The organism is Stenotrophomonas sp. TEPEL (assembly GCF_004348785.1).
In the GTDB taxonomy this organism is placed as follows: domain Bacteria; phylum Pseudomonadota; class Gammaproteobacteria; order Xanthomonadales; family Xanthomonadaceae; genus Stenotrophomonas; species Stenotrophomonas indicatrix.
On sequence record NZ_QQXJ01000001.1, the window covers coordinates 509,534 to 533,408 of the forward strand.

21 protein-coding genes are annotated in these 23,875 nt (G+C 66.5%); 14 read left to right on the plus strand and 7 right to left on the minus strand.

All coding sequences use genetic code 11. The features are described from left to right. Nucleotides 1-40: 40 nt before the first annotated feature. A complete protein-coding gene (locus TEP_RS02370) occupies nt 41-2,077 on the minus strand; it encodes a TonB-dependent receptor (RefSeq protein ID WP_132824061.1) in 2,037 nt (678 codons plus the stop codon). Between the two features lie 494 nt (nt 2,078-2,571). On the opposite strand from TEP_RS02370, the gene mdoH reads away from it, so the two are divergent. The 5 genes from mdoH (at nt 2,572) to hemC (ending at nt 8,277) form a co-directional block, all read left to right on the plus strand. After that, on the plus strand, nt 2,572-4,497 hold the full coding sequence (gene mdoH / locus TEP_RS02375) for a glucans biosynthesis glucosyltransferase MdoH (protein ID WP_132824063.1): 1,926 nt from the start codon (nt 2,572-2,574) through the stop codon (nt 4,495-4,497). Between the two features lie 50 nt (nt 4,498-4,547). Continuing rightward, nucleotides 4,548-5,207 carry an alpha/beta hydrolase gene (locus tag TEP_RS02380; RefSeq protein ID WP_132824065.1) on the plus strand — a complete coding sequence of 220 codons (660 nt, stop codon included), beginning with the start codon at nt 4,548-4,550 and terminating at the stop codon, nt 5,205-5,207. Between the two features lie 3 nt (nt 5,208-5,210). Beyond that, nucleotides 5,211-6,254, plus strand: a complete 1,044-nt coding sequence (locus TEP_RS02385) for a sensor histidine kinase (RefSeq protein WP_206140171.1) — start codon at nt 5,211-5,213, stop codon at nt 6,252-6,254. 10 nt (nt 6,255-6,264) lie between these two features. Beyond that, complete coding sequence (locus TEP_RS02390) at nt 6,265-6,993, plus strand: LytTR family DNA-binding domain-containing protein (protein ID WP_025879008.1); 729 nt, start codon at nt 6,265-6,267, stop codon at nt 6,991-6,993. Nucleotides 6,994-7,365: 372 nt separating this feature from the next. Then, complete coding sequence (gene hemC / locus TEP_RS02395; RefSeq protein WP_132824067.1) at nt 7,366-8,277, plus strand: hydroxymethylbilane synthase; 912 nt, start codon at nt 7,366-7,368, stop codon at nt 8,275-8,277. A 71-nt stretch (nt 8,278-8,348) separates the two neighbouring features. Here hemC and TEP_RS02400 read toward each other — a convergent pair whose 3' ends face one another. After that, nucleotides 8,349-9,125 (minus strand): DUF481 domain-containing protein, encoded by a 777-nt coding sequence (locus TEP_RS02400; protein WP_025877391.1) that lies wholly within the window; start codon nt 9,123-9,125, stop codon nt 8,349-8,351. Nucleotides 9,126-9,232: 107 nt separating this feature from the next. After that, nucleotides 9,233-9,835: a hypothetical protein gene (locus TEP_RS02405; protein ID WP_132824069.1), complete on the minus strand. Its 603-nt coding sequence runs from the start codon at nt 9,833-9,835 to the stop codon at nt 9,233-9,235. An 81-nt stretch (nt 9,836-9,916) separates the two neighbouring features. Between TEP_RS02405 and TEP_RS02410 the strand changes: the two genes are divergently transcribed. Beyond that, a complete protein-coding gene (locus TEP_RS02410; protein WP_117311452.1) occupies nt 9,917-10,888 on the plus strand; it encodes a YafY family protein in 972 nt (323 codons plus the stop codon). Between the two features lie 26 nt (nt 10,889-10,914). After that, nucleotides 10,915-11,709: a MetQ/NlpA family ABC transporter substrate-binding protein gene (locus tag TEP_RS02415; RefSeq protein ID WP_132824071.1), complete on the plus strand. Its 795-nt coding sequence runs from the start codon at nt 10,915-10,917 to the stop codon at nt 11,707-11,709. On the opposite strand, the gene glpK is transcribed toward TEP_RS02415, so the two are convergent. The 3 genes from glpK to TEP_RS02430 all read right to left on the minus strand — a co-directional run bounded on the left by glpK (nt 11,666) and on the right by TEP_RS02430 (nt 15,460). Further along, nucleotides 11,666-13,156: a glycerol kinase GlpK gene (glpK, locus tag TEP_RS02420; RefSeq protein WP_132824073.1), complete on the minus strand. Its 1,491-nt coding sequence runs from the start codon at nt 13,154-13,156 to the stop codon at nt 11,666-11,668. The two genes, TEP_RS02415 and glpK, sit on opposite strands and share 44 nt — an antisense overlap. Before the next feature lie 63 nt (nt 13,157-13,219). Then, nucleotides 13,220-14,704, minus strand: coding sequence for a glycerol-3-phosphate dehydrogenase (gene glpD / locus TEP_RS02425; protein ID WP_132824075.1), 1,485 nt, complete (start codon nt 14,702-14,704; stop codon nt 13,220-13,222). Nucleotides 14,705-14,824: 120 nt separating this feature from the next. Further along, nucleotides 14,825-15,460, minus strand: coding sequence for an OmpW family outer membrane protein (locus tag TEP_RS02430; protein ID WP_025877381.1), 636 nt, complete (start codon nt 15,458-15,460; stop codon nt 14,825-14,827). 186 nt (nt 15,461-15,646) lie between these two features. Here TEP_RS02430 and TEP_RS02435 point away from each other — a divergent pair, with 186 nt between their 5' ends. The 3 genes from TEP_RS02435 (at nt 15,647) to lpdA (ending at nt 19,979) form a co-directional block, all read left to right on the plus strand. Further along, nucleotides 15,647-16,216: a DNA-deoxyinosine glycosylase gene (locus TEP_RS02435; protein WP_132824077.1), complete on the plus strand. Its 570-nt coding sequence runs from the start codon at nt 15,647-15,649 to the stop codon at nt 16,214-16,216. A gap of 113 nt (nt 16,217-16,329) precedes the next feature. Beyond that, complete coding sequence (gene aceF / locus TEP_RS02440) at nt 16,330-18,069, plus strand: dihydrolipoyllysine-residue acetyltransferase (protein WP_132824079.1); 1,740 nt, start codon at nt 16,330-16,332, stop codon at nt 18,067-18,069. Between the two features lie 107 nt (nt 18,070-18,176). Continuing rightward, nucleotides 18,177-19,979 carry a dihydrolipoyl dehydrogenase gene (lpdA, locus tag TEP_RS02445; RefSeq protein WP_132824081.1) on the plus strand — a complete coding sequence of 601 codons (1,803 nt, stop codon included), beginning with the start codon at nt 18,177-18,179 and terminating at the stop codon, nt 19,977-19,979. Nucleotides 19,980-20,455: 476 nt separating this feature from the next. Here lpdA and TEP_RS02450 read toward each other — a convergent pair whose 3' ends face one another. Beyond that, nucleotides 20,456-21,274 (minus strand): hypothetical protein, encoded by an 819-nt coding sequence (locus tag TEP_RS02450; RefSeq protein ID WP_132824083.1) that lies wholly within the window; start codon nt 21,272-21,274, stop codon nt 20,456-20,458. Between the two features lie 496 nt (nt 21,275-21,770). Here TEP_RS02450 and TEP_RS02455 point away from each other — a divergent pair, with 496 nt between their 5' ends. The 4 genes from TEP_RS02455 to TEP_RS02470 all read left to right on the plus strand — a co-directional run bounded on the left by TEP_RS02455 (nt 21,771) and on the right by TEP_RS02470 (nt 23,875). Next, complete coding sequence (locus TEP_RS02455; RefSeq protein WP_132824085.1) at nt 21,771-22,103, plus strand: hypothetical protein; 333 nt, start codon at nt 21,771-21,773, stop codon at nt 22,101-22,103. Between the two features lie 31 nt (nt 22,104-22,134). Further along, nucleotides 22,135-22,923 carry a F0F1 ATP synthase subunit A gene (atpB, locus tag TEP_RS02460; protein ID WP_025877369.1) on the plus strand — a complete coding sequence of 263 codons (789 nt, stop codon included), beginning with the start codon at nt 22,135-22,137 and terminating at the stop codon, nt 22,921-22,923. Nucleotides 22,924-22,987: 64 nt separating this feature from the next. After that, nucleotides 22,988-23,290 carry a F0F1 ATP synthase subunit C gene (atpE, locus tag TEP_RS02465; protein ID WP_025877367.1) on the plus strand — a complete coding sequence of 101 codons (303 nt, stop codon included), beginning with the start codon at nt 22,988-22,990 and terminating at the stop codon, nt 23,288-23,290. A 114-nt stretch (nt 23,291-23,404) separates the two neighbouring features. Beyond that, nucleotides 23,405-23,875 (plus strand): F0F1 ATP synthase subunit B, encoded by a 471-nt coding sequence (locus tag TEP_RS02470; protein ID WP_025877365.1) that lies wholly within the window; start codon nt 23,405-23,407, stop codon nt 23,873-23,875.

Sequence of the window (23,875 nt, forward strand, 5' to 3'; positions counted from 1 at the left end):
CGATCGCGCTGGCCTGCTGCCAGCGCGATCGCAGTGCGCATCAGAAGCGCGCGGTCATGCTGAGGAAGTAGCTGCGGCCCGCCACGAAGTAGTCGGTGGCGCCATCGGCGTACAGCTTCTTGTCGGCCAGGTTGCTGACGCCGCCACGCAGGGTCAGCACCTCGTTGACGTTCCAGGCAGCGGTCAGGTCATACAGCGTGTAGGCCTTCAGGAAGGTATTGACCACGCCGGTCTGCTTGCCGGTGTACTGCGCCGACAGGCTGCTGGAGAACGTGGTGTTCGGGGTCCAGTCCAGCGACGAATAGCCTGAGAACTCCGGGGTGTCGATCAGGTTGCGGCCGGTGGTCAGGTTCTTGGCTTCCTTCATCCAGGTCGCCGACGTGCGCCAGCGCCAGTGATCGCCGAAGCGGAAGTTGAGGTTGCCTTCCATGCCGCTGGTGCGCGCGCGCTGCACGTTGCTCATGCGCGTCCACCAGTAGCCGTTGAAGAAGCCCAGCGCTTCATACTCGATCTTGTTCCTGAAGTCGGTATGGAAGTAGGTCAGGCCGGCGTCGACCAGATCGTTGTCGAAGCTGACGCCGATCTCGCGGTTGGTGCTGGTTTCCGGGTCCAGGTCCGGATTACCGGCCATGTAGCAGCCGCCACGCACGTAGCCGAGCGGATACAGCGAGGTGCAGCCGCGGCCGCCGGACTGGGTCGCCGCGCTGGGCGAATTCTCGGTCAGGCTCGGCGCGCGGAAGCCCTTGGACACGCCGCCACGGATCGTCCACTGCTCGCTCGGGTGCCAGACCAGGTAGGCACGCGGACTGACGTGGCTACCGAACTGTTCATGGTGATCCAGGCGCGCGCCCAGAGTCAGTGCCAGGGTGCGGTGCAGCTTCAGCTCGTCTTCGACGAACAGCGCCCAGGTGTCCACTTCCAGGCTGGAGCCGACCACCGGGTTGCCGGCGTAGTCAATTGGTGCCTGGCCGATGGTGTCGGTGTTGGTCAGCTCCTGCCGCTTCCATTGGCCGCCCACCGCGAACTGGTGGTCCACGCCCAGGGTGAAGGGCGTGCTCAGGCTGCCTTCGATGATCGTATCGGTTGCCTCGGAGCGACCGGTGGCGCCGATGTCGTTCTTGTACTCGGTCCAGTACGCACTGAGCTTGGAGGTGCCGAACTCCCACTTGCCGTCGTGGTTCAGCGCCAGCGAACTGCGCTTGAGCTCACTGGCACCCCATGCGCCCTCGTCCTGCTTTTCCAGCGCCTGGGCGATGAAGGCCTGCTGCACACCGTGGCCAGCTTCCAGCGACACCTCCTGTGCCTCGCTCAGTTTCCACTGCAGCAGCGCGTCGACATTGCGGTCCTTCTCACCGGCGTAGGCGTTGCCGTACACGCCGCCGTTGGAGCGGTCCGAGTCGCGGCGCATGCTGTTGGCACCGATGCGCAGGCCGAAGCGATCGCCCAGCGGGCCGGAGAAGGTCGCGCCGATCTGCTGGGTATCGCCACGGTCGCCATCCTGCGGCCGGGTGTAGCTGTGGGTCGCGCTGCCGTTCCAGCTGTCTCCGATGCGCTTGGTGATGATGTTGATCACCCCGCCCATCGCGTCAGAGCCATACAGCGACGACATCGGGCCGCGCACCACCTCGATGCGTTCGATCTGGTCGGGAGAGATCCAGTTCAGGTCCTGGCGGCCCAGGTCGGGACGATAGTTGGTCGAGGCCGAGCTGCCCATGCGCTTGCCGTCCACCAGTACCAGCGTGTAGTTGGACGGCATGCCTCGCAGCTTGATCTTGGACTGCTCGCCAATGGCGCTGAGCCCACCGGTCACGCCCGGAATACGGCTGAGCAGGGTGGCCAAGTCGTGCACCGGCTGGCGTTCGATGTCTTCGCGGCTGATCACGCTGATGCTGGCCGGGGCATCCTTGATCCACTGCTGGTTGCCCGAGGCGGTGACCACCACGGTATCCAGGTCCTTGGTCGAGGCATCGGCGCTGGCTTCAGCGGCGGCAAGGGCAGGCAGGGTCAGCAGGCAGGCGACGGCCAGGGCGCTGGCCAAGCGGGTGCGCGACGGGCGCGCGGAACGAAGAGGGGACATGACGGCTTCCAAGGGAGAGGAGAGACCCGGTGGAAGCAGCAGGCGCACGCAGACAGCAGGCAGCCACCCCTTCCCTGGGTCGTCGAGCGCGCGGTAGGTCCGGCGCAGCTGGGTGGGTCCGGTGCGCGGAGCACGGCGACCTGCCTGGTTAACGTAATGATAACCGTTCTCGTTTGTTACGATCCAGTACTTCCCGGGATGAATCGACATTCCCCGGCCGCGCGCGACGGTTCGCCTGCTGATTGCTGAATGGGGAGATTTCCCGGCGTAGACCTTCGCACCCGGCTTACATTCGGGGCCATAGACTGGGCCGCATTTTTCGATTCCGCCCCGTTGGAGATCGTGTGGGTTCTGGTAGTGACAGACAGCGACTGCGCGGCATGACGCCGTGGCAGACAGGACAAGTGCGGACGCCGGGAATGCGGGCCAGGAACCTTGGTGCATGCAGCCTGGCCGGGACGGCTGGTCCTGCGGCCTGCAGGGAGTAGGCGGCCATGGGGAGTGAAACCATCGACACGGAACCGGTCACGGCCGGTCCCGACGCGGGCTGGGCCCTGCTGCCGGCCGAAGCACCGCTGGTGATGCCCGAACAGACGCTGCGGCAAGGCTCGCTGAAGGTCCGGCGCCATCGCACCTCGCCACGCATGATCGGCCTGCGTCGCCTGTACATCCTCGGCGGCACGGTGGCAATGACCGCCGTGGCCACCCGGATGATGTGGCGGGTGCTGTCCGGCAACGGCATCAGCGTGCTGGAGGCCTGCCTGCTGGTGCTGTTCGTCGGCCTGTTCGCCTGGATCGCGCTGTCCTTTGCCAGTGCCGTGGCCGGCTTCCTGACGGCCGTGTTCGACCGGGGCTACCGCCTGGGCATCGATCCGGACAAGCCGCTGCCGACCGTGCACAGCCGCACCGCGCTGCTGATGCCCACCTACAACGAAGACCCGCGCCGGTTGCTGGCCGGCCTGCGCGCGATCTACGAATCGGTGGCGGCCACTGGCCAGTTGCAGCGTTTCGATTTCTTCGTGCTCAGCGATACCCGCCGCGAGGACATCGCGAGGGCCGAAGAAGAGGTGTTCGCCGAACTGCGCGAACTGGTGCCCGATGGACAGGCGCGACTATTCTATCGCCGCCGTGGCGACAACAGCGCGCGCAAGGCCGGCAACATCGCCGACTGGGTACGCCGTTTCGGCGGTGCCTACCCGCAGATGCTGATCCTGGATGCCGACAGCCTGATGACCGGTGACAGCATCGTGCGCCTGGTCGCCGGCATGGAGCACAACGCCGACGTCGGCCTGATCCAGACCCTGCCATCGGTCATCGGCGGCCGCACCCTGTTCTCGCGCATGCAGCAGTTCGGCGGGCGAGTGTACGGGCCGGTGATCGCCCGTGGCGTGGCCTGGTGGCACGGTGCCGAAAGCAATTACTGGGGGCACAACGCGATCATCCGCACCCGTGCTTTCGCCGACCACGCCGGCCTGCCGGAGCTGCCGGGACGCAAGCCGTTCGGCGGCCACGTGCTCAGCCATGATTTCGTGGAAGCGGCGCTGATGCGCCGTGGTGGCTGGGCCGCGCACATGGTGCCCTACCTGGGCGGCAGCTACGAGGAAGGCCCGCCGACGCTGACCGACCTGCTGGTGCGCGACCGCCGCTGGTGCCAGGGCAACCTGCAGCACGGCAAGGTGGTGGGCAGCCGTGGCCTGCACTGGATCAGCCGCGTGCACATGCTGATCGGCATCGGCCATTATTTCACCGCACCGATGTGGGCGATGCTGATGCTGATCGGCATTGCCATCCCGCTGTTCCAGGAAGGCATCGATTTCAACGCCCTGCTGCACCTGTCGCCCAGCGTGTACTGGCGTGCGCAGGATGAAGAACAGGTGGTGCGCCTGTTCGCCGCCACCATGGCGGTGCTGCTGATGCCCAAGGTGCTGGGTTACTTTGCGATGCTGCTCGATCCGGTTGAACGCCGTGGCTGTGGTGGCGCGATCCGGGCGTTCCTGTCGATGCTGGTGGAAACCGTGCTGGCCGCGCTGATGGCGCCGGTGGTGATGTACGTGCAGTCGCGCGGGGTGGCCGAAGTGCTGTCCGGGCGTGACTCGGGCTGGGATGCACAGCAGCGCGATGACGGTGGCATCTCGTGGATTTCGCTGGTGCGCGGCTACGGCGGCCTGGGCGTGTTTGGCGCCTTCATGGGCGTGCTGGCGTGGGCGGTGTCGCCGTCGCTGGCGGCCTGGATGGCGCCGGTGGTGATCGGCATGGTGCTGGCGGTGCCGGTGGTGGCACTGACCTCGCTGCGCGGACCGGGCGCCTTCCTGCATCGCCTGGGCCTGCTCGACATTCCCGAAGAGAACATCCCGCCGCCGGTGCTGGTGCGCGCCGCACAGCTGCGCCGGGAAGCGGCCGAGCAACCGCCGCTGTACTGATCGCACCGTGCCAGCGGCATAATGCGGCTCGAACGTACAGGAGCCGCAACATGCTGCAAACGGTGGAACAGGAAACCGGCGCCTCGCCGCAGTGGTCGGTGATCTGGCTGCACGGCCTTGGTGCCGACGGCCATGATTTCGCGCCGATCGTGCCCGAACTGGTGCGTCCGCACTGGCCGGCGCTGCGCTTCGTGTTCCCGCACGCACCGGTGCGGCCGATCACGATCAACAACGGCGTGCCGATGCGCGGCTGGTACGACATCGTCGGCATGGACTTCCGTTCGCGCGCCGACATGACCGGCGTGCAGGAGTCGGTGGTGCAGCTGGATGCGCTGATCGCCCGTGAGATCGAACGCGGTGTCGCCGCTGATCACATCTTCCTGGCCGGCTTCTCGCAGGGCGGGGCAGTGATCCTCAGCGCCGCGCTGGCACGCACTGCCCCCTTGGCCGGCCTGATCGCACTGTCGACCTACCTGCCGGAGGCCGAAGGCGCGTCGCGCGTTGATGGTGCGGTGGATGTGCCGGTGTTCATGGCCCACGGCAGCAGCGATCCGGTGATCCCGCAGGCGGTGGCCGCGCACAGCGCCGAGACGTTGCGCACGCTTGGGCTGGACGTGCAGTGGCACAGCTACCCGATGGCCCACCAGGTCTGCGCCGAGGAAATCGACGCGTTGGGCGACTGGCTGCAGGCACGCCTGGGCGTCGCCTGACCCATGGCCGCGAGCGCTGCCATCCCGTGGATGCCGGAACTGTGCCGCTTGCCGCGGTTGGCAGCGATGCTCGGCCTGGCCGAACTGGTGGTGGTAGTGCTGGCGCTGGCGCCCGATGGCAGCCGCCACTGGACGATGGGGGAACTGGCCTCGGCCAGCGGTTTCGCGCTGTGGCTGGCGCTGGCGGTCACCGCCAGCCTGTGCCTGCTGCGGCAGGCGCTGTCGAAGCTGCCGGAACTGCTGGGCGCCGTCGCCGCCGTCGGCCTGGCCGCGCTGATCGCCATCCTGTGCGCGGGCATCATCCATGCCCTGTATGGCGTGCTGGGCGACAACTTCGCGCGCGGCATCGGCTTCTGGCGCTTCACCCTGGGCAGCGCGGCCACCACGGCGCTGATCACCGCGTTGGCGCTGCGCTACTTCTATGTCAGCGACCGCTGGGCGGCGCAGGTACAGGCCAATGCCCGCGCGCAGGCCGACGCCCTGCAGGCGCGTATCCGCCCGCACTTCCTGTTCAACAGCATGAACCTGATCGCCAGCCTGCTGCATCGCGACCCAGCGGTGGCCGAGCGTGCCGTGCTCGACCTGTCCGACCTGTTCCGTGCCGCGCTGGGTGCAGGCGAGGGCGATTCGACCCTGCGCGACGAATGTGAGTTGGCCGAGCGCTATCTGTCGATTGAATCACTGCGCCTGGGCGACCGCCTGCGGGTGCATTGGCAGCGCGATGAACCACTGCCCTGGGATCTGCCGATGCCGCGGCTGGTGCTGCAGCCCCTGGTGGAAAACGCGGTGCTGCACGGCATCTCGCGCCTGCCCGAAGGTGGCACCATCGAACTGCATCTGGCCTGTGTGGGCAGCGAGCTGCAGATCCGCGTACGCAATCCTGCACCGGATCCGCAGGTGCCCGGGCTGGCCCTGGCGCAGGGAGCAGGCCACGCCCAGCACAGCATCGGCCATCGCCTGACCTGGCGCTTTGGCCGCGCCGCGCGGATGACGGCTGGCTGGAGCGAGGGCTACTATGCCTGTCAGGTGACGGTGCCGATCCAGTGAGGGGACGATCGTGAGGGTAGTCATCGCCGATGACGAACCGCTGGCGCGCGAGCGCCTGCGCAGCCTGTTGGCCGCGCAGGAAGGGGTGGACGTAGTGGCCGAGGCCGGCAACGGCGAGCAGGCCCTGCACGCGTGCGCCGAACTGCAGCCGGACCTGGTCCTGCTGGACATCGCCATGCCCGGCCTGGACGGGCTGGAAGCGGCCCGCCACCTGGCCAGTTTCGAGCCCAGGCCGGCGGTGGTGTTCTGCACCGCCTACGATGCGCACGCGCTGTCGGCGTTCGAGGCAGCGGCCATCGATTACCTGATGAAGCCGGTGCGCGCCGAGCGGCTGGCGGCGGCGATCGCGCGCGCCCGCACCTTCCTCGCCGGCCGTGATGGGCAACCCCAGCACACCGGCGGCCAGGCCCGCAGCATGCTGTGTGCCCGCCTGCGGGGCAGCCTGCGATTGATTCCGCTGGACGATATCCACTATCTGCAGGCCGAAGAAAAGTACGTGGTGGTGCATCACGCGCGTGGCGAGGACCTGATCGAGGAATCGTTGAAGTCGCTGGAGGAAGAGTTCGCCAGCCGCTTTGTGCGCATCCATCGCAACTGCCTGGTGGCGCGCCACGAGCTGGTGGAGCTGCGGCGTGGCAGCGGAGGCCAGGTGCAGGCGGTGCTGCGGCATGGCAAGCAGCCGCTGGAAGTGAGCCGGCGCTGCGTGGCGACGCTGAAGCAGGAATTGCGGCATCTGTGAGGTTCCGCGCGGCCTGCGGCCGCGACTGCTTCGAAGTCAACAGCAACAGCAACAGCAACAGCGGGTTGTCGGCTCTGTGTTGTTGCGTGTTGGGTGAGGCGGGATGACCCCGGACGCCGCCGGCTGTTGCTTTTGCTTCTGCTCTTTTCTTTTGATCTTCCGTGGCTGGCGCGCACGGAAACTGTCAGAGGCCGGGCGGGGGTGGGCTGCGCAGGGGCGTGAGCCGCATGGATGCGGCGACCGAGCTTACATGGACGTACTTGCAGCGACCCCTGCGCAGTCCACCCTGCCCGGCCAAGCACAGCTGTTGCTTCCAGCCACGAGGGGCTCCGCCGTTGGCCGTATCCCGCCGATAGGCGCGATAATGACCGGATGGAAACCGTCCGCATCGCCACCCGCAAGAGCCCGCTCGCCCTCTGGCAGAGCGAACACGTCGCCGACCGCCTGCGCCAGGCACATCCCGATCTGCACGTGGAACTGGTGCCGATGAGCACCCGCGGCGATGAAGTGCTTGACCGCTCGCTGGCGGCCATCGGCGGCAAGGGCCTGTTCCTCAAGGAACTGGAACTGGCCATGCTGCGTGGCGAGGCCGACTGCGCGGTGCACTCGTTGAAGGATGTGCCGATGGAACTGGATGCGCCGTTCGCGCTGCCGGCAATGCTGACCCGCCACGATCCGGCTGATGGCTTCGTCTCCAACCTGTATGCCTCGCTGGAGGCACTGCCGATCGGTGCGCGCGTCGGTACGTCGTCACTGCGCCGCCAGGCCCAGCTGCGTGCGCTGCGCCCGGACCTGGAACTGCTGGACCTGCGCGGCAACGTCAATACCCGTCTGGCCAAGCTCGACAACGGTGGCTACGACGCGATCGTGCTGGCCGTGGCCGGGCTGGAACGGCTGGGCCTGGGCAAACGCATCGTCGCCCGCCTGCAGCCGCCGCAGTGGCTGCCGGCGCCGGCGCAGGGCGCGGTGGCGGTGGAGTGCGATGGCGGCAACGCCGCGCTGATGGCGCTGTTTGCAGGCCTGGATGACGCCGCCACGCGCGCCTGCGTGGAAGCGGAGCGGGCGATGAACCGCGCGCTGCATGGCAGCTGCCATGTGCCGGTGGCGGCGATCGCGCAGTGGCAGGGCCAGGACCTGCACCTGCAGGGGCTGGTCGGCAGCGCCAGTGACGGCCGCGCGGTACGTGCCGACGCCGTGGGCCCGGCCAGCGACCCGGAAGCGCTGGGCCAGCGCGTGGCGAAGATGCTGCTGGATGCGGGTGCTGGCGAGCTGTTGAACGTCTGAGTTCGCTGGATCGTGCCCACCAAGGTGGGCACCTACCGGAAAAGGAAACGGGCGCCAGGCGCCCGTTTCGCTTATTTGAACTTGTAGACCACGTTCATCGTGGTCAGCGTATCGGTCTTGCGCTTGTCCTCGGCGACGTCGCTGTTGTATCGCGCCTGCCAGCCGGCCTTCAGCGCCAGGTGCTCGTTCATGCTCACCGAGACACCGAAATCGTTCTGGCCGAAGGTGTTGTACGAACCCGATTCGACCAGCAGCGTGTTGATCAGGTCGGTGTTGTCGGTCAGCGAGTACTTCAGGTCGAACAGGCCGCGACCGATCAGGCCGGTGCGGGTGCGGTCGTCCTCGGTGCTGTGGGTGCGGCGCACACCGGGGCCGATCTGCGCGTCGAACGAGAAACGCTCGGTGTTCCACAGCCGCGTGCCGTAACCCAGACCGAACGAGCTCTGCCGGTCGTAGGTGGCAAAGTCATCACGCTCGGTACGTACCGTGGCGGTCAGCTGGCGATGTTCGCCCAGCTGCAGCGCGCTGCCTGCACTGCCGGTGTAGCGGTTGGCGGTGGTGTTGTTGCGGCGCGTGGTGGTGCCGTCGTCGCTGGTTTCGGTCACCTTGGAGCTGGAGCGCAGGCCGAACAGATCCATGCTGTGCACCCAGTCGCCATCGGTGTAGCGCAGGCGCAGGCGGCCGTTGAAGCTCTCGGTGCTGCTGTTGCCACGTGCCGACGCGAAGCCGAGTTCGCCACCACTGCCGCTCCATGGCGAGGACATCGCCGCCAGTTCGGAGGCATCCTGCGCATACGCCAGCGGGGCGCAGAGCAGCAAGGGGACCAGCAGGGACACGCGCAGGGACATCGAGGCTTCTCCGAAGCGGTTGGCAGCCGGTGATGATACTGGAAGCGTGATGACCGTCCGAATCGCCCATCCCGCCTGCTTCAGCAGGCGTTGTCGGCCAGGCTCATTCAGGGCAGGTCGACCTGCAGGGCCGGATCGTTAAAGCGCGAGTACCGCAGCCGCAGCTGGAAGGGCTTGCCGTTGTTGTGGCCGCTGCGCACGATCTGCCGCGGCAGGCCCTGCGCATCCACCCAGTACTCCAGGCGCTCACCGGCCGTGGCGCCACGCAGGCGGTAGTGGCGGGTGCTGACGCCGTCCAGCGTCTGGTTGCCCAGGTCTTCGGCCTGCAGGGCCTGTGCAGGCATATCGGCAGGCAGCGGGCTGCGCCACTGCCCCAGCAACCCCGGCGGGGTCGGCACCTGGCGGATCGCATCGTCCGCCTGCAGGAACATGGTGTCGCCGATGATCACCTGGGGTCCGGCAGGGGTCTGCACCCGGAAGCGGTCCGGGGCGACGAAGTCCATCGCAGTACGCACCGGCTGCGGCGCGCCCAGCACCTCCAGCTCGGCATGGAAGCTGCGCAGGGCGGCAAAGCGCTGGCTGGCAGACAGCACCGCCTGCGCCGGATCGGCAGCGGGGACGGGCGTCGCAGCGTCGGTGGGCGCCGGTGCGCGGTCGCAGGCGGCCAGCAGCAGGCAGGCCAGCAGGGGCAGGACGGACAACCGGCGCATCGGGCGCTCCACGGGGCAGGGGGCGCCCACGATAGCCCAATCGTCCGCCACAACGCCCGAGACTCGGACATAATCGGGGGCATGGACCGATACGAACGCATCACCGCCCTGCATCGTCTGCTCAAGTCCGCACGCTATCCGGTGACGGTGGCGACCCTGCAGGACAAGCTCGGTTGCTCCCGGGCCACCGTCTACCGCGACCTGGCGTTCCTGCGCGATGCGCTGATGGCGCCGATCGAAGGCGATGGCGAGGCCGGCTTCCGCTACCTGGCCGACGAGAGTGACCGCTTCGAGCTGCCCGGCCTGTGGCTGAGCTCGGAGGAGCTGCACGCCCTGCTGGCCTCGCAGCACCTGCTGGCCCGTACCGGCGGCGGCGTGCTGTCTTCGGTGCTGGCGCCGCTGCAGCAGCGCATCGAGAGCCTGCTGGCCGCGCAGGCCGGTGTTTCCAGCTGGCCGGTGGATCGGGTGCGGGTGATTCCGCACCGTGGCCGCAAGTTCGATGAAGCCAGCTTCCGTTCGGTGGCCTCGGCGGTGCTGGAGCGCAAGCAGCTGGGCTTTGAGTACCGTGCCCGCTCGACCGACGAAGCGACCAAGCGCACCGTATCGCCGCAGCGGCTGACCCATTACCGCGACAACTGGTACCTGGACGGCTGGGACCATGATCGCCAGGCCCTGCGCAGCTTCGCAGTGGATCGCATCTACAAGGCGCGGGTGATCGACAGCACCGCCCGCGATGTCGCCGACAGCGAACTGGACGAGCAGCTCGGCGCCAGCTACGGCATCTTCTCCGGTGCGCCCAAGGGCTGGGCAACCATCCTGTTCAGTGCCAAGGCCGCGCGCTGGGTGGCCGACGAGCACTGGCATTCCAAGCAGCAGGGACGCTTCCTCGCCGATGGCCGCTACGAACTGAAAGTGCCCTACAGCGTGTCGCGCGAACTGTTGATGGACGTATTGCATTACGGGTCCGATGCCGAGATCGTCGAGCCGATGATGCTGCGCGAGCAGGCCAAGGCACTGCTGGAGCTGGCCCTGACCAACTACGAAAAATCCTGACACCTCCCCCGAGATCGATTGCGCCCATGAAGAAGACCCTGTTGCTGCCCCTGTTCGCCGCTGCGCTGGCCCTGACCGCCTGCGGCAAGTCCGGTGAGCCTTCGCAGAAGCTGGTGGTGGCCGCCACCGCCGTGCCGCACGCCGAGATCCTGGACGTGGTCAAGCCGATCCTCAAGCAGGAAGGCGTGGAGCTGGACGTGCGCGTGTTCAACGACTACGTGCAGCCCAACGACCAGCTGGTGCAGAAGCAGGTGGATGCCAACTACTTCCAGACCGAGCCGTACCTGGACGCCTACAACCGCGATCGCAAGACCGACCTGACCAAGGTGGTGGGCGTGCACATCGAGCCGTTCGGCGCCTACTCGCGCAAGATCAAGTCGCTGGCCGAACTGCGTGAAGGGGCCGATGTGGTGATCCCCAACGACCCCAGCAACAACAGCCGCGCACTCATCCTGCTGCACAAGGCTGGCGTGATCGAGCTGAAGGATCCGACCAACGCACTGGCCACCCAGCGCGACATCGTCTCCAACCCGAAGAACCTGAAGTTCCGTGAGCTGGATTCGGCGATGCTGCCGCGCGTGCTCGACCAGGTCGATCTGGCCATGATCAACACCAACTATGCGCTGGATGCCGGCCTCAACCCGACCAAGGACGCGCTGGCGATCGAGAGCAAGGACTCGCCGTACGTGAATTTCCTGGTTGCCCGCCCGGACAACAAGGATGACGCCCGCGTGCAGAAGCTCGCCAAGGCGCTGACCAGCCCGCAGGTGAAGACCTTCATCGAGACCAAGTACAAGGGCGCGGTGCTGCCGGCGTTCTGATGTTGGGATAGCGCCGGGCCATCGCCATCTGCGGTTCGAAGCGGCGATCGAGCCCCCACTGTGCTGCGATCTGTTCGCGGCTCTCCCAGAAGCCGACCGCCAGCCCGGCCAGGTAGGCCGCACCCAGCGCGGTGGTCTCGGTCACCTGCGGTCGCAGCAGGGGTACGCCGAGGATGTCGGCCTGGAAGCTGGCAAGGAAGTCGTTGCCGATCGCGCCGCCATCGGCGCGCAGTTCACTGAGCGAGATGCCCGCATCGGACTGCATCGCGTCCAGAACGTCGCGGGTCTGGTAGGCCATCGCCTCCAGCGCTGCGCGCACGAAGTGGGCCTTGCCGGTGCCACGAGTCAGGCCGAACATCGCACCGCGCACGTCGCTGCGCCAGTACGGTGCACCCAAGCCGACGAAGGCCGGCACCAGGTACACCCCCGCGCTGTCCGGCACCTGTGCGGCCAAGGCCTGGCTGTCAGCGGCGCGATCGATCATGCGCAGGCCATCGCGCAGCCACTGCACCACCGAGCCGGCGATGAAGATCGACCCCTCCAGCGCATACTCCACCTTTCCCTCCAGGCCCCAGGCAATGGTGGTCAGCAGGCCATTGCGCGAGCGCACGGCCTGCGTGCCGGTGTGCATCAGCATGAAGCAGCCGGTGCCATAGGTGTTCTTGACCATGCCTGGCTGGAAGCAGGCCTGGCCGAACAGCGCGGCCTGCTGGTCGCCGGCGATGCCGGCAATCGGGATCGGATGGTCGAAGAAGAACTGCGGGCGCGTGTGCGCGTATACCGAACTGGAGTCGCGCACCTGCGGCAGCATCGCACGCGGGATGTCCAGCAGGGCCAGCAGGTCCTCGTCCCAGTGCAGGGTATGGATGTTGAACAGCAGCGTACGTGCCGCGTTGCTGTAGTCGGTCACGTGCGCCTGGCCGCCGCTGAGATTCCACACCAGCCAGCTGTCGATGGTGCCGAACAGCAGCTCGCCGCGCTCGGCCCGCTGCTGCGCGCCTTCCACGTGATCGAGGATCCAGCGGATCTTGGTGGCCGAGAAATAGGCGTCGATCAGCAGGCCGGTGCGCTCGCGGATCAGCGCTTCGTGGCCGTCGGACTTCAGCCGCTCGCAGATCGCCTGGCTCTGCCGCGACTGCCAGACGATGGCGTTGTGGATCGGCTGGCCGCTGGCACGGTCCCAGACCACGGTGGTTTCGCGCTGGTTGGTGATGCCCAGTGCGGCGATGTGGCGGGGATCGATCTGTTCGCGGCTGAGCAGTTCGGTGATCGTGGCGTAGACGCTGGTCAGGATCTCGCGCGGGTCATGCTCGACCCACCCCGGCTGTGGAAACAACTGGGCAAACTCGCGCTGCGCGCTGCCGACGATGTCGCCGGCACGATCGAACAGGATCGCGCGCGAACTGGTGGTTCCCTGGTCGATGGCCAGCACGTAGCGGGGCGTCATGCAGCGTCTCCGGTGGCGATGTTGGAATCGTAATGCATCGGCGGCGCCGGGCCGTGCGCGGCACTACCGGCGAGGTGAATCCATCCAGGCCTGCAGCCGTACTGCCTGCGCCGCGTCCATCTGCAGCCCCAGCTTGCTCCGCCGCCACAGTACATCCTCGGCGCTGCGGGCCCACTCGTGGTCGCACAGGAACGCCACCTCGCGTGCGTGCAGGCCCACGCCAAAGTCTTCGCCCAGATCGAACAGGCTGCGTGCGCCTTGCAGCAGATCGATGCTGCGACTGCCATAGGCGCTGGCCCAGCGCCGCAGCGTGGCCTCCGGCAGCCAGGGGGCCTGGTGCCGAAGCTGTTCCCGTGCCTGCCCGGCATCGCCCCAGTCGCTGCCGGGCAGTGGCTCGCCTGCCGCCGTCCAGGCGGGGCGGGCGTGCGGCAGATAGGGGCGCAGCAGGTCCAGTGCCTCCTCGGCCAGTACCCGGTACGTGGTCAGCTTGCCGCCCAGCACGTGCAGCGCAGGCGCACCTTCGGCGTCCAGTTGCAGGCGATAGTCACGGCTCAGTTTGGCCGCGCGCGGGTCCGGGTCGGCCAGCAACGGGCGCACGCCGGCAAACTGCCAGACCACCTCGGCAGGTGCGACCGAATCACGCAGGTAGCCGTTGGCAGCGCTGCACAGGTAGTCCACTTCCGCGGGCAGCACACTGCAGCGTGCGGGGTCGCCGCGATAGTCGGTGTCGGTGGTGCCGATGAGCAGATGGTCGTGGAAGGGCAGCAGGAACACCACGCGGCCGTCGGGCTGCTGCAGCAGGCAGGCGCGGTCGTTCGGCCAGGCGCGGCGCAGCACGATGTGGCTGCCCTGGACCAGGCGCAGCGCAGGTCCGCCGCTGCGGGCGCGCATGCGCTCCAGCAGACCGCCGGCCCAGGGGCCCGCAGCGTTGACCACCGCCTGTGCCTGCACGGTCTGCTGATGGCCTGCGGTGTTCTCCAGTACGGCGTGCCAGCGTCCGTGCCCGCGTTGCAGGTCCACGCAGCGCGTGCCGGTCAGGATGCATGCACCCCGCTGCGCAGCATCGAGCGCGTTGAGAATGACCAGCCGCGCATCATCCACCTGCGCATCGGCGTAGTTGAAGGCGTGCTGCAGCTGTGGCGACAGCAGCGCGCCGAGTGGATCGTCGTGCAGATCCACGGCGCGCGACGCAGGAAAGGCGGGACTGCGCCGGCCCAGATGGTCGTACAGCCAGAGCCCGAGCCGCAGCATCCAGCGCGGGCGCAGGTGCGGCTGCCACGGAAGCACGAAGCACAGCGGCCGCACCAGGAACGGCGCCTGCCGACGCACCACTTCGCGCTCGCCCAGCGCCTTGCGCACCAGGCCGAACTCGCCCTGTTCCAGGTAGCGCAGGCCGCCATGGATCAGCTTGCTGCTGGCGCTGGAGGTGTGTGCTGCCAGGTCGTGCTGTTCGCACAGCAGCACCTTCAGGCCGCGGCCGCTGGCATCACGGGCGATACCGGCGCCGTTGATGCCACCGCCGATCACCAGCAGGTCGACCTCGTGCATCGCGCCTCCGCATCCCGGCTGTGTAGATCCGACTGTCAGTCGACTCTACAGAACCCGGGTGACGGAAACGACGACGGGCCCCGAAGGGCCCGTCGCGGTACAACAATGACGCAGAAGCGCTTAGAAGCGGGCGCCGATGCCGAAGCCGACGGTCCACGGATCCATCTTCGCTTCGCCGATCTTCTCGCCGCCGACCTTCACGTCCGGACGCGAACGCATGTAGCGGGCGTCGGCACGGGCGAACCAGGTCGAGTTGATGTTCATGTCCACACCGACGGTGCCGATCACGCCCTTGGCGTCCTTCAGGCGGATGTCGGAGTCGCTGCCGTCGGCCAGGGTTTCATTGCTGAAGGCCGACTGGAAGTAGCCCACGCCCACGAACGGACGGAACACGTTGTCAGCCTGGCCGAAGTGGTACTGGCCGCTCAGCGCGACCGGCTGCTGCTCGACGTTGCCGAGGCGGGCATTGCCCGGGCCCTTCACCTTGTGGTCGAACTTGTCTGCAGCGCCCCACAGTTCAACGGCCCAGTTGTCGTTGATGTAGTAGCTGAAGCTGACGGTCGGTGCCGGGCCGCCATCGACCTTCTTGATGCCGTCGATCGGGTCATTCTTCGGCTGCAGCAGCGAGACGCCGCCAACCACGGCAAAATGCTTGCCCGAGGCGGTATCGGTGGTGCTGCTGTCCTGCGCGAAGGCGGCCGGTGCAAACGCGGCAGAGGTCAGCAGGGCGAGGCTCAGGATACGGATGGAGCGCATGGGGGAATCTCCTAATGTTTCTTGTTTTGGGCCCCCGGTTGCGGGGCGAGCACACCGTAGTCGCCCCAACATGAATCGAATCCGACGCGCGTTAAAAATTGGTTCGCACTGTTCAGCGAACAGCGCGAAATCCCTGTTTCCATGCGGTTTCTGCCCTCCCGGAATATTCATGCAGTTGGAGAAGATGTGAGCGCTGCAACGTTGTGCATCGGCCTGCCTGCGCAGGTGAACGCGGATTGCCGGGTGTTGCTGCTGGGTTCAATGCCCGGTATCGCTTCGTTGCAGGCACAGCATTACTACGCGCACCCGCGCAATCGTTTCTGGCCCTTGCTCGGCGATCTGTGCGGCTTCCACCCGGCAATGCCGTACGCGCAGCGACTGCAGGCGCTGGCAGCCAATGGTGTCGGCCTGTGGGATGTGATCGGCCGCTGCGAACGACGCGGAAGCCTGGATGCGGACATCGTGCGTGGCACGGAAGTGGCCAATGCACTTCCCGCACTGATCGCCGCACTGCCTGACCTGCAGCTGATCGGCTGCAACGGTGGCGCGGCGATGCAGGCCTTCCAGCGCTGGGTGCAGCCGCAGCTGGCCACGTCGGCCAAGGTGCTGGCGCTGCCGTCCACCAGTCCGGCCAACGCAGCGTGGTCCTTGCCGCGCCTGCGCCAGGCCTGGCAGCCGGTGGCCGTTGCACTGGCGACATCAAGCGGACATCGGCAGGACAATACGCTACCGACTGGAAGCACCGGCGGGCCATGAGCAACAGCGTGTCCCGGCTGCGTGCGTACTGAAAACACCTGTAACGGTTGGCGCTGGCTCCCGCTGGCCGCACAATAGACGTTTCCCTACACCAGATTGCCGGAGTTCTCCCCATGGCCGAAATCAAGGAAGCACGTGTCCCCGATATCGGTGACTACAGCGATATCCCGGTAATCGAGGTGCTTGTTGCCGTCGGCGATACGGTGAAGAAGGACCAGGGCCTGGTCACGCTGGAAAGCGATAAAGCGACCATGGAGGTGCCGTCCTCGGTGGCCGGCGTGGTCAAGGAAATCAAGGTCAAGCTGGGCGACAGCCTGTCCGAAGGCAAGGTTGTGGCACTGATCGAAGTGGCTGACGGCGAGGCTGCCCAGCCGGCCGCTGCTGCTGCACCCGCCGCTGCACCCGCACCGGCCAAGGCCGCTGCTCCGGCCGCTGCCACCCAGGCCGCTCCCGCTCCGGCCGCTCCGGCCGCTGCTGCCGCCCCCGCTGCCAGCGGCGGCGCGGTGGAAGCCCTGGTGCCGGATATCGGCGATTACAGCGGCATTCCGGTCATCGAAGTGCTGGTCGCCGTGGGCGATACGGTGAAGAAGGACCAGGGCCTGGTCACGCTGGAAAGCGACAAGGCCACCATGGAAGTGCCGTCGTCGGTCGCCGGCGTGGTCAAGGAGATCAAGGTCAAGGTCGGCGACAACCTGTCGCAGGGCAACGTGGTCGCCATCATCGAAGCCGAAGGCGCTGCTGCCCCGGCCCCGAGCAAGGCTGCCGCCGCTGCTGCCCCGGCTGCCGCCGAGACCGCCACCAAGGTCGAGCCCGTCGCCGTGCCGGCGCAGCCGGACAAGCTGGCCGCCCGCGAGATCGCCAGCGCCCCCTCGGCCGGCGCGCCGACCAGCCCGCCGGTACAGTTCAACGCCGATGGCGTGCTGCCGGCCAAGGTGCCCTACGCATCGCCGGTGGTGCGCGTGTTCGCCCGTGAGCTCGGTGTCGACCTGCTGCAGGTCAGTGGCAGCGAGAAGGGCGGCCGCATCACCAAGGCCGACGTGCAGAAGTTCGTCAAGGCCGCGCTCAGCGGCGGCGCTCCGGCAGCTGCCGGTGGCACCGTGGCTGCCGGCGGTGGCCTCAACCTGCTGCCGTGGCCGAAGGTTGATTTCAGCAAGTTCGGCGACGTTGAAGTGCAGCCGCTGTCGCGCATCAAGAAGATCTCCGGTGCGAACCTGGCCCGCAACTGGGCGATGATTCCGCACGTCACCCAGTTCGAGCAGGCCGACATCACCGACCTGGAAGGCCTGCGCGTGGCGCTGAACAAGGAGAACGAGAAGGCCGGCATCAAGCTGACCATGCTCGCCTTCCTGATCAAGGCCAGCGCCGCGGCGCTGAAGAAGTTCCCGGAGTTCAACGCTTCGCTGGATGCCAGCGGCGAGAACCTGACCCTGAAGAAGTACTTCAACATCGGTTTCGCTGCCGATACCCCGAACGGCCTGGTCGTTCCGGTCATCCGCGATGTCGACAAGAAGGGCGTGGTGCAGATCGCGCAGGAAACCGGCGAACTGGCCAAGAAGGCGCGTGACGGCAAGCTGGGCCCGGCCGACATGAGCGGCGGCTGCTTCTCGATCAGCTCGCTGGGTGGCATCGGCGGCACCGCGTTCACCCCGATCGTCAATGCCCCGGAAGTGGCCATCCTCGGCGTCTCCAAGTCGTCCATCCAGCCGGTCTGGAATGGCAAGGAGTTCGCTCCGAAGCTGATGCTGCCGCTGTCGCTGAGCTACGACCACCGCGTCATCGATGGCGCCCTGGCCGCACGCTTCACCACGTACCTCTCGCAGGTGCTGGCCGACATGCGCCGCGTGCTGCTGTAAGGCACCGCTTCGCCCCCACCGTGCGGCCGCTGCCCCTGGCGCGGCCGCCTGTCGAAACGCAGTGACAGCCCGCCGGCCACGCCGGTCGGGCACGAGGAAAACCCACCATGGCCACGATTGAAATCAAGGTTCCCGACATCGGCGATTACAGCGATGTGCCGGTGATCGAAGTGCTGGTCGCCGTTGGCGATACGGTGAAGAAAGACCAGGGTCTGGTGACCCTGGAGTCGGACAAGGCGACCCTGGAAGTGCCGTCCTCGGCAGCCGGCGTGGTCAAGGAAATCAAGGTCAAGCTGGGCGACACGCTGTCCGAAGGCGCGGTCGTCGTGCTGCTGGAGACCGAAGGCGCCGCTGAAGCGCCGGCCAAGGCCGCTGCCCCGGCGGCCGCCGCCCCGGCCAGCAAGCCGCCGGTGACGCCGTCGCACCGCGCCCCCGCCGAGCCTGCAGCACCGAAGCCGGCACTGGCCAGTGGCAAGGCCGCCGACATCGAATGCGAAATGGTCGTGCTGGGCTCGGGCCCGGGCGGCTACACCGCCGCCTTCCGCGCCGCCGACGTCGGCCTGGATACGGTGCTGGTCGAACGCTACGCCAGCCTCGGCGGCGTCTGCCTCAACGTGGGCTGCATTCCGTCCAAGGCACTGTTGCACGCCGCTGCGGTGATCGACGAAGTCGCCCATGCCGGTGATTTCGGCGTCGAGTTCGGCAAGCCGACCATCACCCTGGACAAGCTGCGCCAGTACAAGGAAAAGGTCGTCAACCAGCTGACCAAGGGCCTGGCCGGCATGGCCAAGCAGCGCAAGGTCCGCAGCGTGCAGGGCGTTGGCAAGTTTGTCTCGGCCAACGAACTGGAAATCACCGCCGCTGACGGCAGCACCCAGCTGCTGCGCTTCCAGAAGTGCATCATCGCCGCCGGTTCGCAGGCGGTGAAGCTGCCGAACTTCCCGTGGGACGACAAGCGCGTGATGGACTCCACCGACGCACTGGAACTGGCCGAAGTGCCGGGTTCGCTGCTGGTCGTCGGTGGCGGCATCATCGGCCTGGAAATGGCCACCGTGTATGGCGCGCTGGGTAGCAAGGTCACCGTGGTCGAGTTCATGGACCAGCTGATGCCGGGCGCCGACAAGGACCTGGTCAAGCCGCTGGCCGACCGCCTGAAGAAGCAGGGCATTGAAGTACACCTGAAGACCAAGGCCTCCGGCGTCACCGCCGATGCCAAGGGCATCACCGTCACCTTCGAAGCGGCCGAGGAAGGCCAGGCGCCGGCATTGGCGCAGGGCACCTTCGACCGCGTGTTGGTGGCCGTGGGCCGCTCGCCGAACGGCAAGAAGATCGATGCCGAAAAGGCCGGCGTGCAGGTCACCGACCGCGGCTTCATTCCGGTCGATCGGCAGATGCGCACCAACGTGCCGCACATCTTTGCCATCGGCGACATCGTCGGCAACCCGATGCTGGCCCACAAGGCCACGCACGAGGGCAAGCTGGCGGCTGAAGTGGCTGCCGGGCACAAGAAGGAATGGGTGGCACGGGTGATTCCGTCGGTGGCCTACACCAACCCGGAAATCGCCTGGGTTGGCGTCACCGAGACCGAAGCCAAGGCCAAGGGCCTGAAGGTTGGCGTGGCCAAGTTCCCGTGGGCCGCCAGCGGCCGCGCGATCGGCATCGGCCGCACCGAGGGCTTCACCAAGCTGATCTTCGACGAGGACAGCCACCGCATCATCGGTGGCGCGATCGTTGGCGTGCATGCCGGTGACCTGCTGGCCGAGATCGGCCTGGCCATCGAGATGGGCGCCGAGGCCGAGGACATCGGCCACACCATCCATGCGCATCCGACGCTGAGCGAGTCGGTGGCGATGGCCTCGGAAATCTACGACGGCACGATCACCGATCTGTATCTTCCTAAAAAGAAGTAGCGCCGGGCCATGCCCGGCGAAACGGAAAACCCGGCGCAAGCCGGGTTTTTTGTTGGTCCTCTGCGCGAGTCTTCGATCATGCTCACTGCGAGCGTTGGGGCCGCTGCACGGGCGGCAGGCATTTCGACAAATGTCCCCCGTCGTCCGCCTTCGGCGCTCGCCTCCTCCTTTACTTTGTCGAAACGCCTGCCGCCCGCGCAGCGGCTCGGCTTGCGGAAGGCGGAAGCCACAACCACTCCCACCGCAGCGGCTGCCTGGATGCCTGACACGCGGAGGGAGAGGGGGCTGGGTGCGAAGTAAAGGAAGAGGTGACGGCCGCAGGCCGGCGCCGGGGGACATTCGCACCCNGCCCCCTCTCCCTCCAGCGCTCGACCAACCCGCTTCTGCTCTTCTGTCAGGAAGCCACAAAAAAACGCGGCCCCCGATGTTCCGGAGGCCGCGCCAGGAGAGAGAATGCTGTGGAAGGGGAGCAGGGCTTAGAAGGTGACGCTGATACCCGCCACCGGGCCCTTGAATTCCTGCTTCAGGCCGATGGTGCCGTCGCTGCCCTTCTTGTCCGCGTCCAGCTTGAACCAGTCGTAGCCGGCGAACACGCCGAAGTTCTGGGTGAAGCGGTAATCGACGATCGCGTTGGCGCGGCTGAGGTCACCCTTGTAGTCGTCGAAGCTGCCCCAGCGCGTGTTGAGGTACTGGCCCTGCAGGGTGATCATCCACTTTTCGGACGGGGTGAAGCTCAGGCGTGCACCGACCACCGGCGCCACACCGTCGGTCTTCTCGTCCAGGAACTGGCCTTCATACACCGTGCCCAGATCGGCGTAGCCCTTGGTGCTGACCTTGGCGTATTCGGCACCCAGCTGCAGACCGAGGTCGAACTTCTCGGTGTCCACCACCGAGTAGTCATACACCAGGCTGGCCACCTGGTACTTCAGTTCGGCCTTGACGAAGCTGTCGGCCGGCACGTTCACGTTGCCGAAGGAAATGTCCTGGCCGAGCGTCTCGCGGCGGTCCTTGTCGTACTTGAAGTAGTTGAACAGCAGGCGCTGGCGGTCGCTGATGCGGAACATGCCGTCGATGCGCGGCTCCCATTCCTTGCCACCCAGCTTGAAGTCCTCGGAGAAGCCGATGTCCTGGCCGGCGACAGTGGTGTTGCCGCGCAGGGTGTTGTCCGAGTCGATGTTCATCGCACCCAGGCGCAGGGCGAAGCGGTCATCGCCTTCGGCGGCATGGGCGGAGGAGGCGAACGACGCGCCGGCGGCGAGAAGCGAGAGGGCGAGCAGGGTGGGGACGGAGCGCATCGAAAGAGTCCTTGCAGTGGTTCATCGGAATGAAGACCACTTTGCCGGACGTCGCTGTCCACCATTCGTGAAGGTATGGTCCACGCGATGTGGACGGTTCAGCGCTGTCGGCGCCCTGCGAAAAGATGGCCCCGGAGCGGCGCTTCGGGGCCATCATGGGGACCTGCAGGCGAAGCGTCGACGAGGTAGCTGCAGGCAGGTCGGAAGATGGGACCACTGCCGTCAGCGGAAAGTTCCGCCGCCTGCGACCAAAGTTCAATGCGTTGCATCGCAACATCGCGCAGATGGCATTGTCCCCGTGGTGGGCTGCAAAACCGCAGCCCTTACCGCAACTTGCGCTGTTCCGATATGAACAGGCAGCGGTTGTCTCGCAAATTGTCCCATTGCTATAATTTGGCGGCTCGATGAGGCCCCCCTGCTGTAGTCGCCTCAGCCATCCACTTGTAACCACGCGGGACGTCCTGTGCTGAACTCCGTAGAAACGGGTCGGCGACTGATGCTGCGCGCCGCGGTCTACCCGCTGGCCGCGGTGGCTGTCCTGGCTCTGGCCTTCCTGCTGGTGGGGCCGAAGTATGCCCTTGGTGCCCTGGCATCCGGTGTGGCGGTTTCGGCCGGTGGTTGGGTGGCGGCACGGATGGCGCTGGGTGGTGGTGCGCTGGGGGCCGGTTCGGCCATGGCACGCCTGGTCGTTGCGATCGTGGCCAAGTGGGCGCTCGTTTTTGGTGTCCTGATGGTGGGGTTCCTGGTCTTCAAGCTGCCTGCACTGGCGCTGTTGGCCGGTATCGCCGTCGGGCTGATGTTCCAGGTCCTGGCCATGGCCAGGCGCTAATCGAATTCATTTAACTTAAGGTTCCGGACACATGGCAGGCGAGGCGCTTACACCCACCTCCTACATCCAGCATCACCTGCACAATCTGACGGCAGGTCATGGCACCCCGTGGGCGATCCACGTGGACACGCTGGTAACCTCGCTGCTGATGGGCCTGGTGATGGTCGTCGCCTTCTGGATGGCGACCCGCAAGGCCACCTCCGGCGTGCCGGGCAAGTGGCAGGCATTCGTCGAGATCTGCCTGGAGTTCGTTGACCGCCAGGCCAAGGACACCTATCACGGCACCAGCAAGCTGGTGACCCCGATCGCGATCACGATCTTCTTCTGGATCCTCCTGATGAACCTCATCAAGATGATCCCGGCCGACTTCATCGCCAAGCCGCTCGAACTGATGGGCGTGCCGTACTGGAAGCCGGTCCCCACCGCAGACGTCAATGCCACCCTGGGCATGTCGATCAGCGTGTTCTTCCTGATGCTGTTCTTCGCGTTGCGCGCCAAGGGTATTGGTGGTTTCACCAAGGAATTCCTGACCGCACCGTTCGGCAAGTGGATGATGCCGTTCAACCTGATCCTGAACATCGTCGAGTGGCTGAGCAAGCCGATTTCGCTGGCGATGCGACTGTTCGGCAACATGTTCGGCGGTGAAATCGTGTTCCTGCTGATCTGGGTGCTGGGCGGTGCAGGTATCGCCGGCATGTTTGCAGGCGCGTTCGCCGGCTTCGGCTGGATGCTGTTCCACCTGCTGGTGATCCCGCTGCAGGCCTTCATCTTCATGATGCTGTCCATCGTGTACCTGAGCCTGTCGGAAGACGCTCACTGAGTTTCGCTTCACCCTTCATCCGTTTGTTTCTAAACCCTTAGCAATCAAGTTCCTGGAGAAAACCATGTACTTCGCCGTCCTGACCAATCTCGCCCAAGTTCAGAGCTCCACCGTCCTCGCCGTCGGCATCATGATCGGCCTGGCCGCGCTGGGCGCCGGTCTGGGTCTGGCCATCATGGCCGGTAAGTTCCTGGAGTCGGCCGCGCGCCAGCCGGAACTGATCCCGGTCCTGCAGGTCCGCATGTTCATCACCGCCGGCCTGATCGACGCCGCCTTCATCATCTCGGTCGCCGTGGGCCTGCTGTTCGCCTTCGCCAACCCGCTGGTCGGCGAGTTCGTCTCGCGCCTGCCGGCAATCGCTGGCTGATCCAGCGAAAGTGAAACGACCGGGCGCCGCAGGCGCCTGGTCGCGGATGAAGGTTCGGAGGCCCCGCCCGTGTGGCGGCGCATCCATCCCGTCACAACCGACTGAGCGAACCCCATGGATATCGGTTTTACCCTCATCGCCCAGGCCCTGGCCTTTGCCGCCCTGATCTGGCTCATCGCGACCAAGATCTGGCCGCCGCTGATGAACGCGATCGAAGAGCGCCAGCAGAAGATCGCTGAAGGCCTCGCTGCTGCCGACCGCAGCCAGAAAGATCTGGCCCAGGCGCAGGACAAGGTCAATGAAGCGCTGAAGGAAGCCCGCACCAAGGCCAACGAGATCATCGACCAGGCCCACGCGCGTGCCAACCAGATCGTCGACGCGGCCCGCAACGAGGCTGTTGCCGAAGCCACCCGTCAGAAGGACTTGGCCCAGGCCGAAATCGACGCCGCCGCCAACCGTGCCCGTGAAGATCTGCGCAAGCAGGTGTCCGCGCTGGCCGTGACCGGTGCCGAAAAGCTGCTCAAGCGCGAAATCGACGCCAACGCCCACAAGGCGCTGCTCGACGAGCTGGCCTCGGAGATTTAA

Coding starts and splice junctions, on each gene's coding strand:
- TEP_RS02370 (WP_132824061.1), bottom strand. CDS start 2,077: ATGTCCCCTCTTCGTTCCGCGCGCCCGTCGCGCACCCGCTTGGCCAGC.
- mdoH (WP_132824063.1), top strand. CDS start 2,572: ATGGGGAGTGAAACCATCGACACGGAACCGGTCACGGCCGGTCCCGAC.
- TEP_RS02380 (WP_132824065.1), top strand. CDS start 4,548: ATGCTGCAAACGGTGGAACAGGAAACCGGCGCCTCGCCGCAGTGGTCG.
- TEP_RS02385 (WP_206140171.1), top strand. CDS start 5,211: ATGGCCGCGAGCGCTGCCATCCCGTGGATGCCGGAACTGTGCCGCTTG.
- hemC (WP_132824067.1), top strand. CDS start 7,366: ATGGAAACCGTCCGCATCGCCACCCGCAAGAGCCCGCTCGCCCTCTGG.
- TEP_RS02400 (WP_025877391.1), bottom strand. CDS start 9,125: ATGTCCCTGCGCGTGTCCCTGCTGGTCCCCTTGCTGCTCTGCGCCCCG.
- TEP_RS02405 (WP_132824069.1), bottom strand. CDS start 9,835: ATGCGCCGGTTGTCCGTCCTGCCCCTGCTGGCCTGCCTGCTGCTGGCC.
- TEP_RS02410 (WP_117311452.1), top strand. CDS start 9,917: ATGGACCGATACGAACGCATCACCGCCCTGCATCGTCTGCTCAAGTCC.
- TEP_RS02415 (WP_132824071.1), top strand. CDS start 10,915: ATGAAGAAGACCCTGTTGCTGCCCCTGTTCGCCGCTGCGCTGGCCCTG.
- glpK (WP_132824073.1), bottom strand. CDS start 13,156: ATGACGCCCCGCTACGTGCTGGCCATCGACCAGGGAACCACCAGTTCG.
- glpD (WP_132824075.1), bottom strand. CDS start 14,704: ATGCACGAGGTCGACCTGCTGGTGATCGGCGGTGGCATCAACGGCGCC.
- TEP_RS02430 (WP_025877381.1), bottom strand. CDS start 15,460: ATGCGCTCCATCCGTATCCTGAGCCTCGCCCTGCTGACCTCTGCCGCG.
- aceF (WP_132824079.1), top strand. CDS start 16,330: ATGGCCGAAATCAAGGAAGCACGTGTCCCCGATATCGGTGACTACAGC.
- lpdA (WP_132824081.1), top strand. CDS start 18,177: ATGGCCACGATTGAAATCAAGGTTCCCGACATCGGCGATTACAGCGAT.
- TEP_RS02450 (WP_132824083.1), bottom strand. CDS start 21,274: ATGCGCTCCGTCCCCACCCTGCTCGCCCTCTCGCTTCTCGCCGCCGGC.
- TEP_RS02455 (WP_132824085.1), top strand. CDS start 21,771: ATGCTGCGCGCCGCGGTCTACCCGCTGGCCGCGGTGGCTGTCCTGGCT.
- atpB (WP_025877369.1), top strand. CDS start 22,135: ATGGCAGGCGAGGCGCTTACACCCACCTCCTACATCCAGCATCACCTG.
- atpE (WP_025877367.1), top strand. CDS start 22,988: ATGTACTTCGCCGTCCTGACCAATCTCGCCCAAGTTCAGAGCTCCACC.
- TEP_RS02470 (WP_025877365.1), top strand. CDS start 23,405: ATGGATATCGGTTTTACCCTCATCGCCCAGGCCCTGGCCTTTGCCGCC.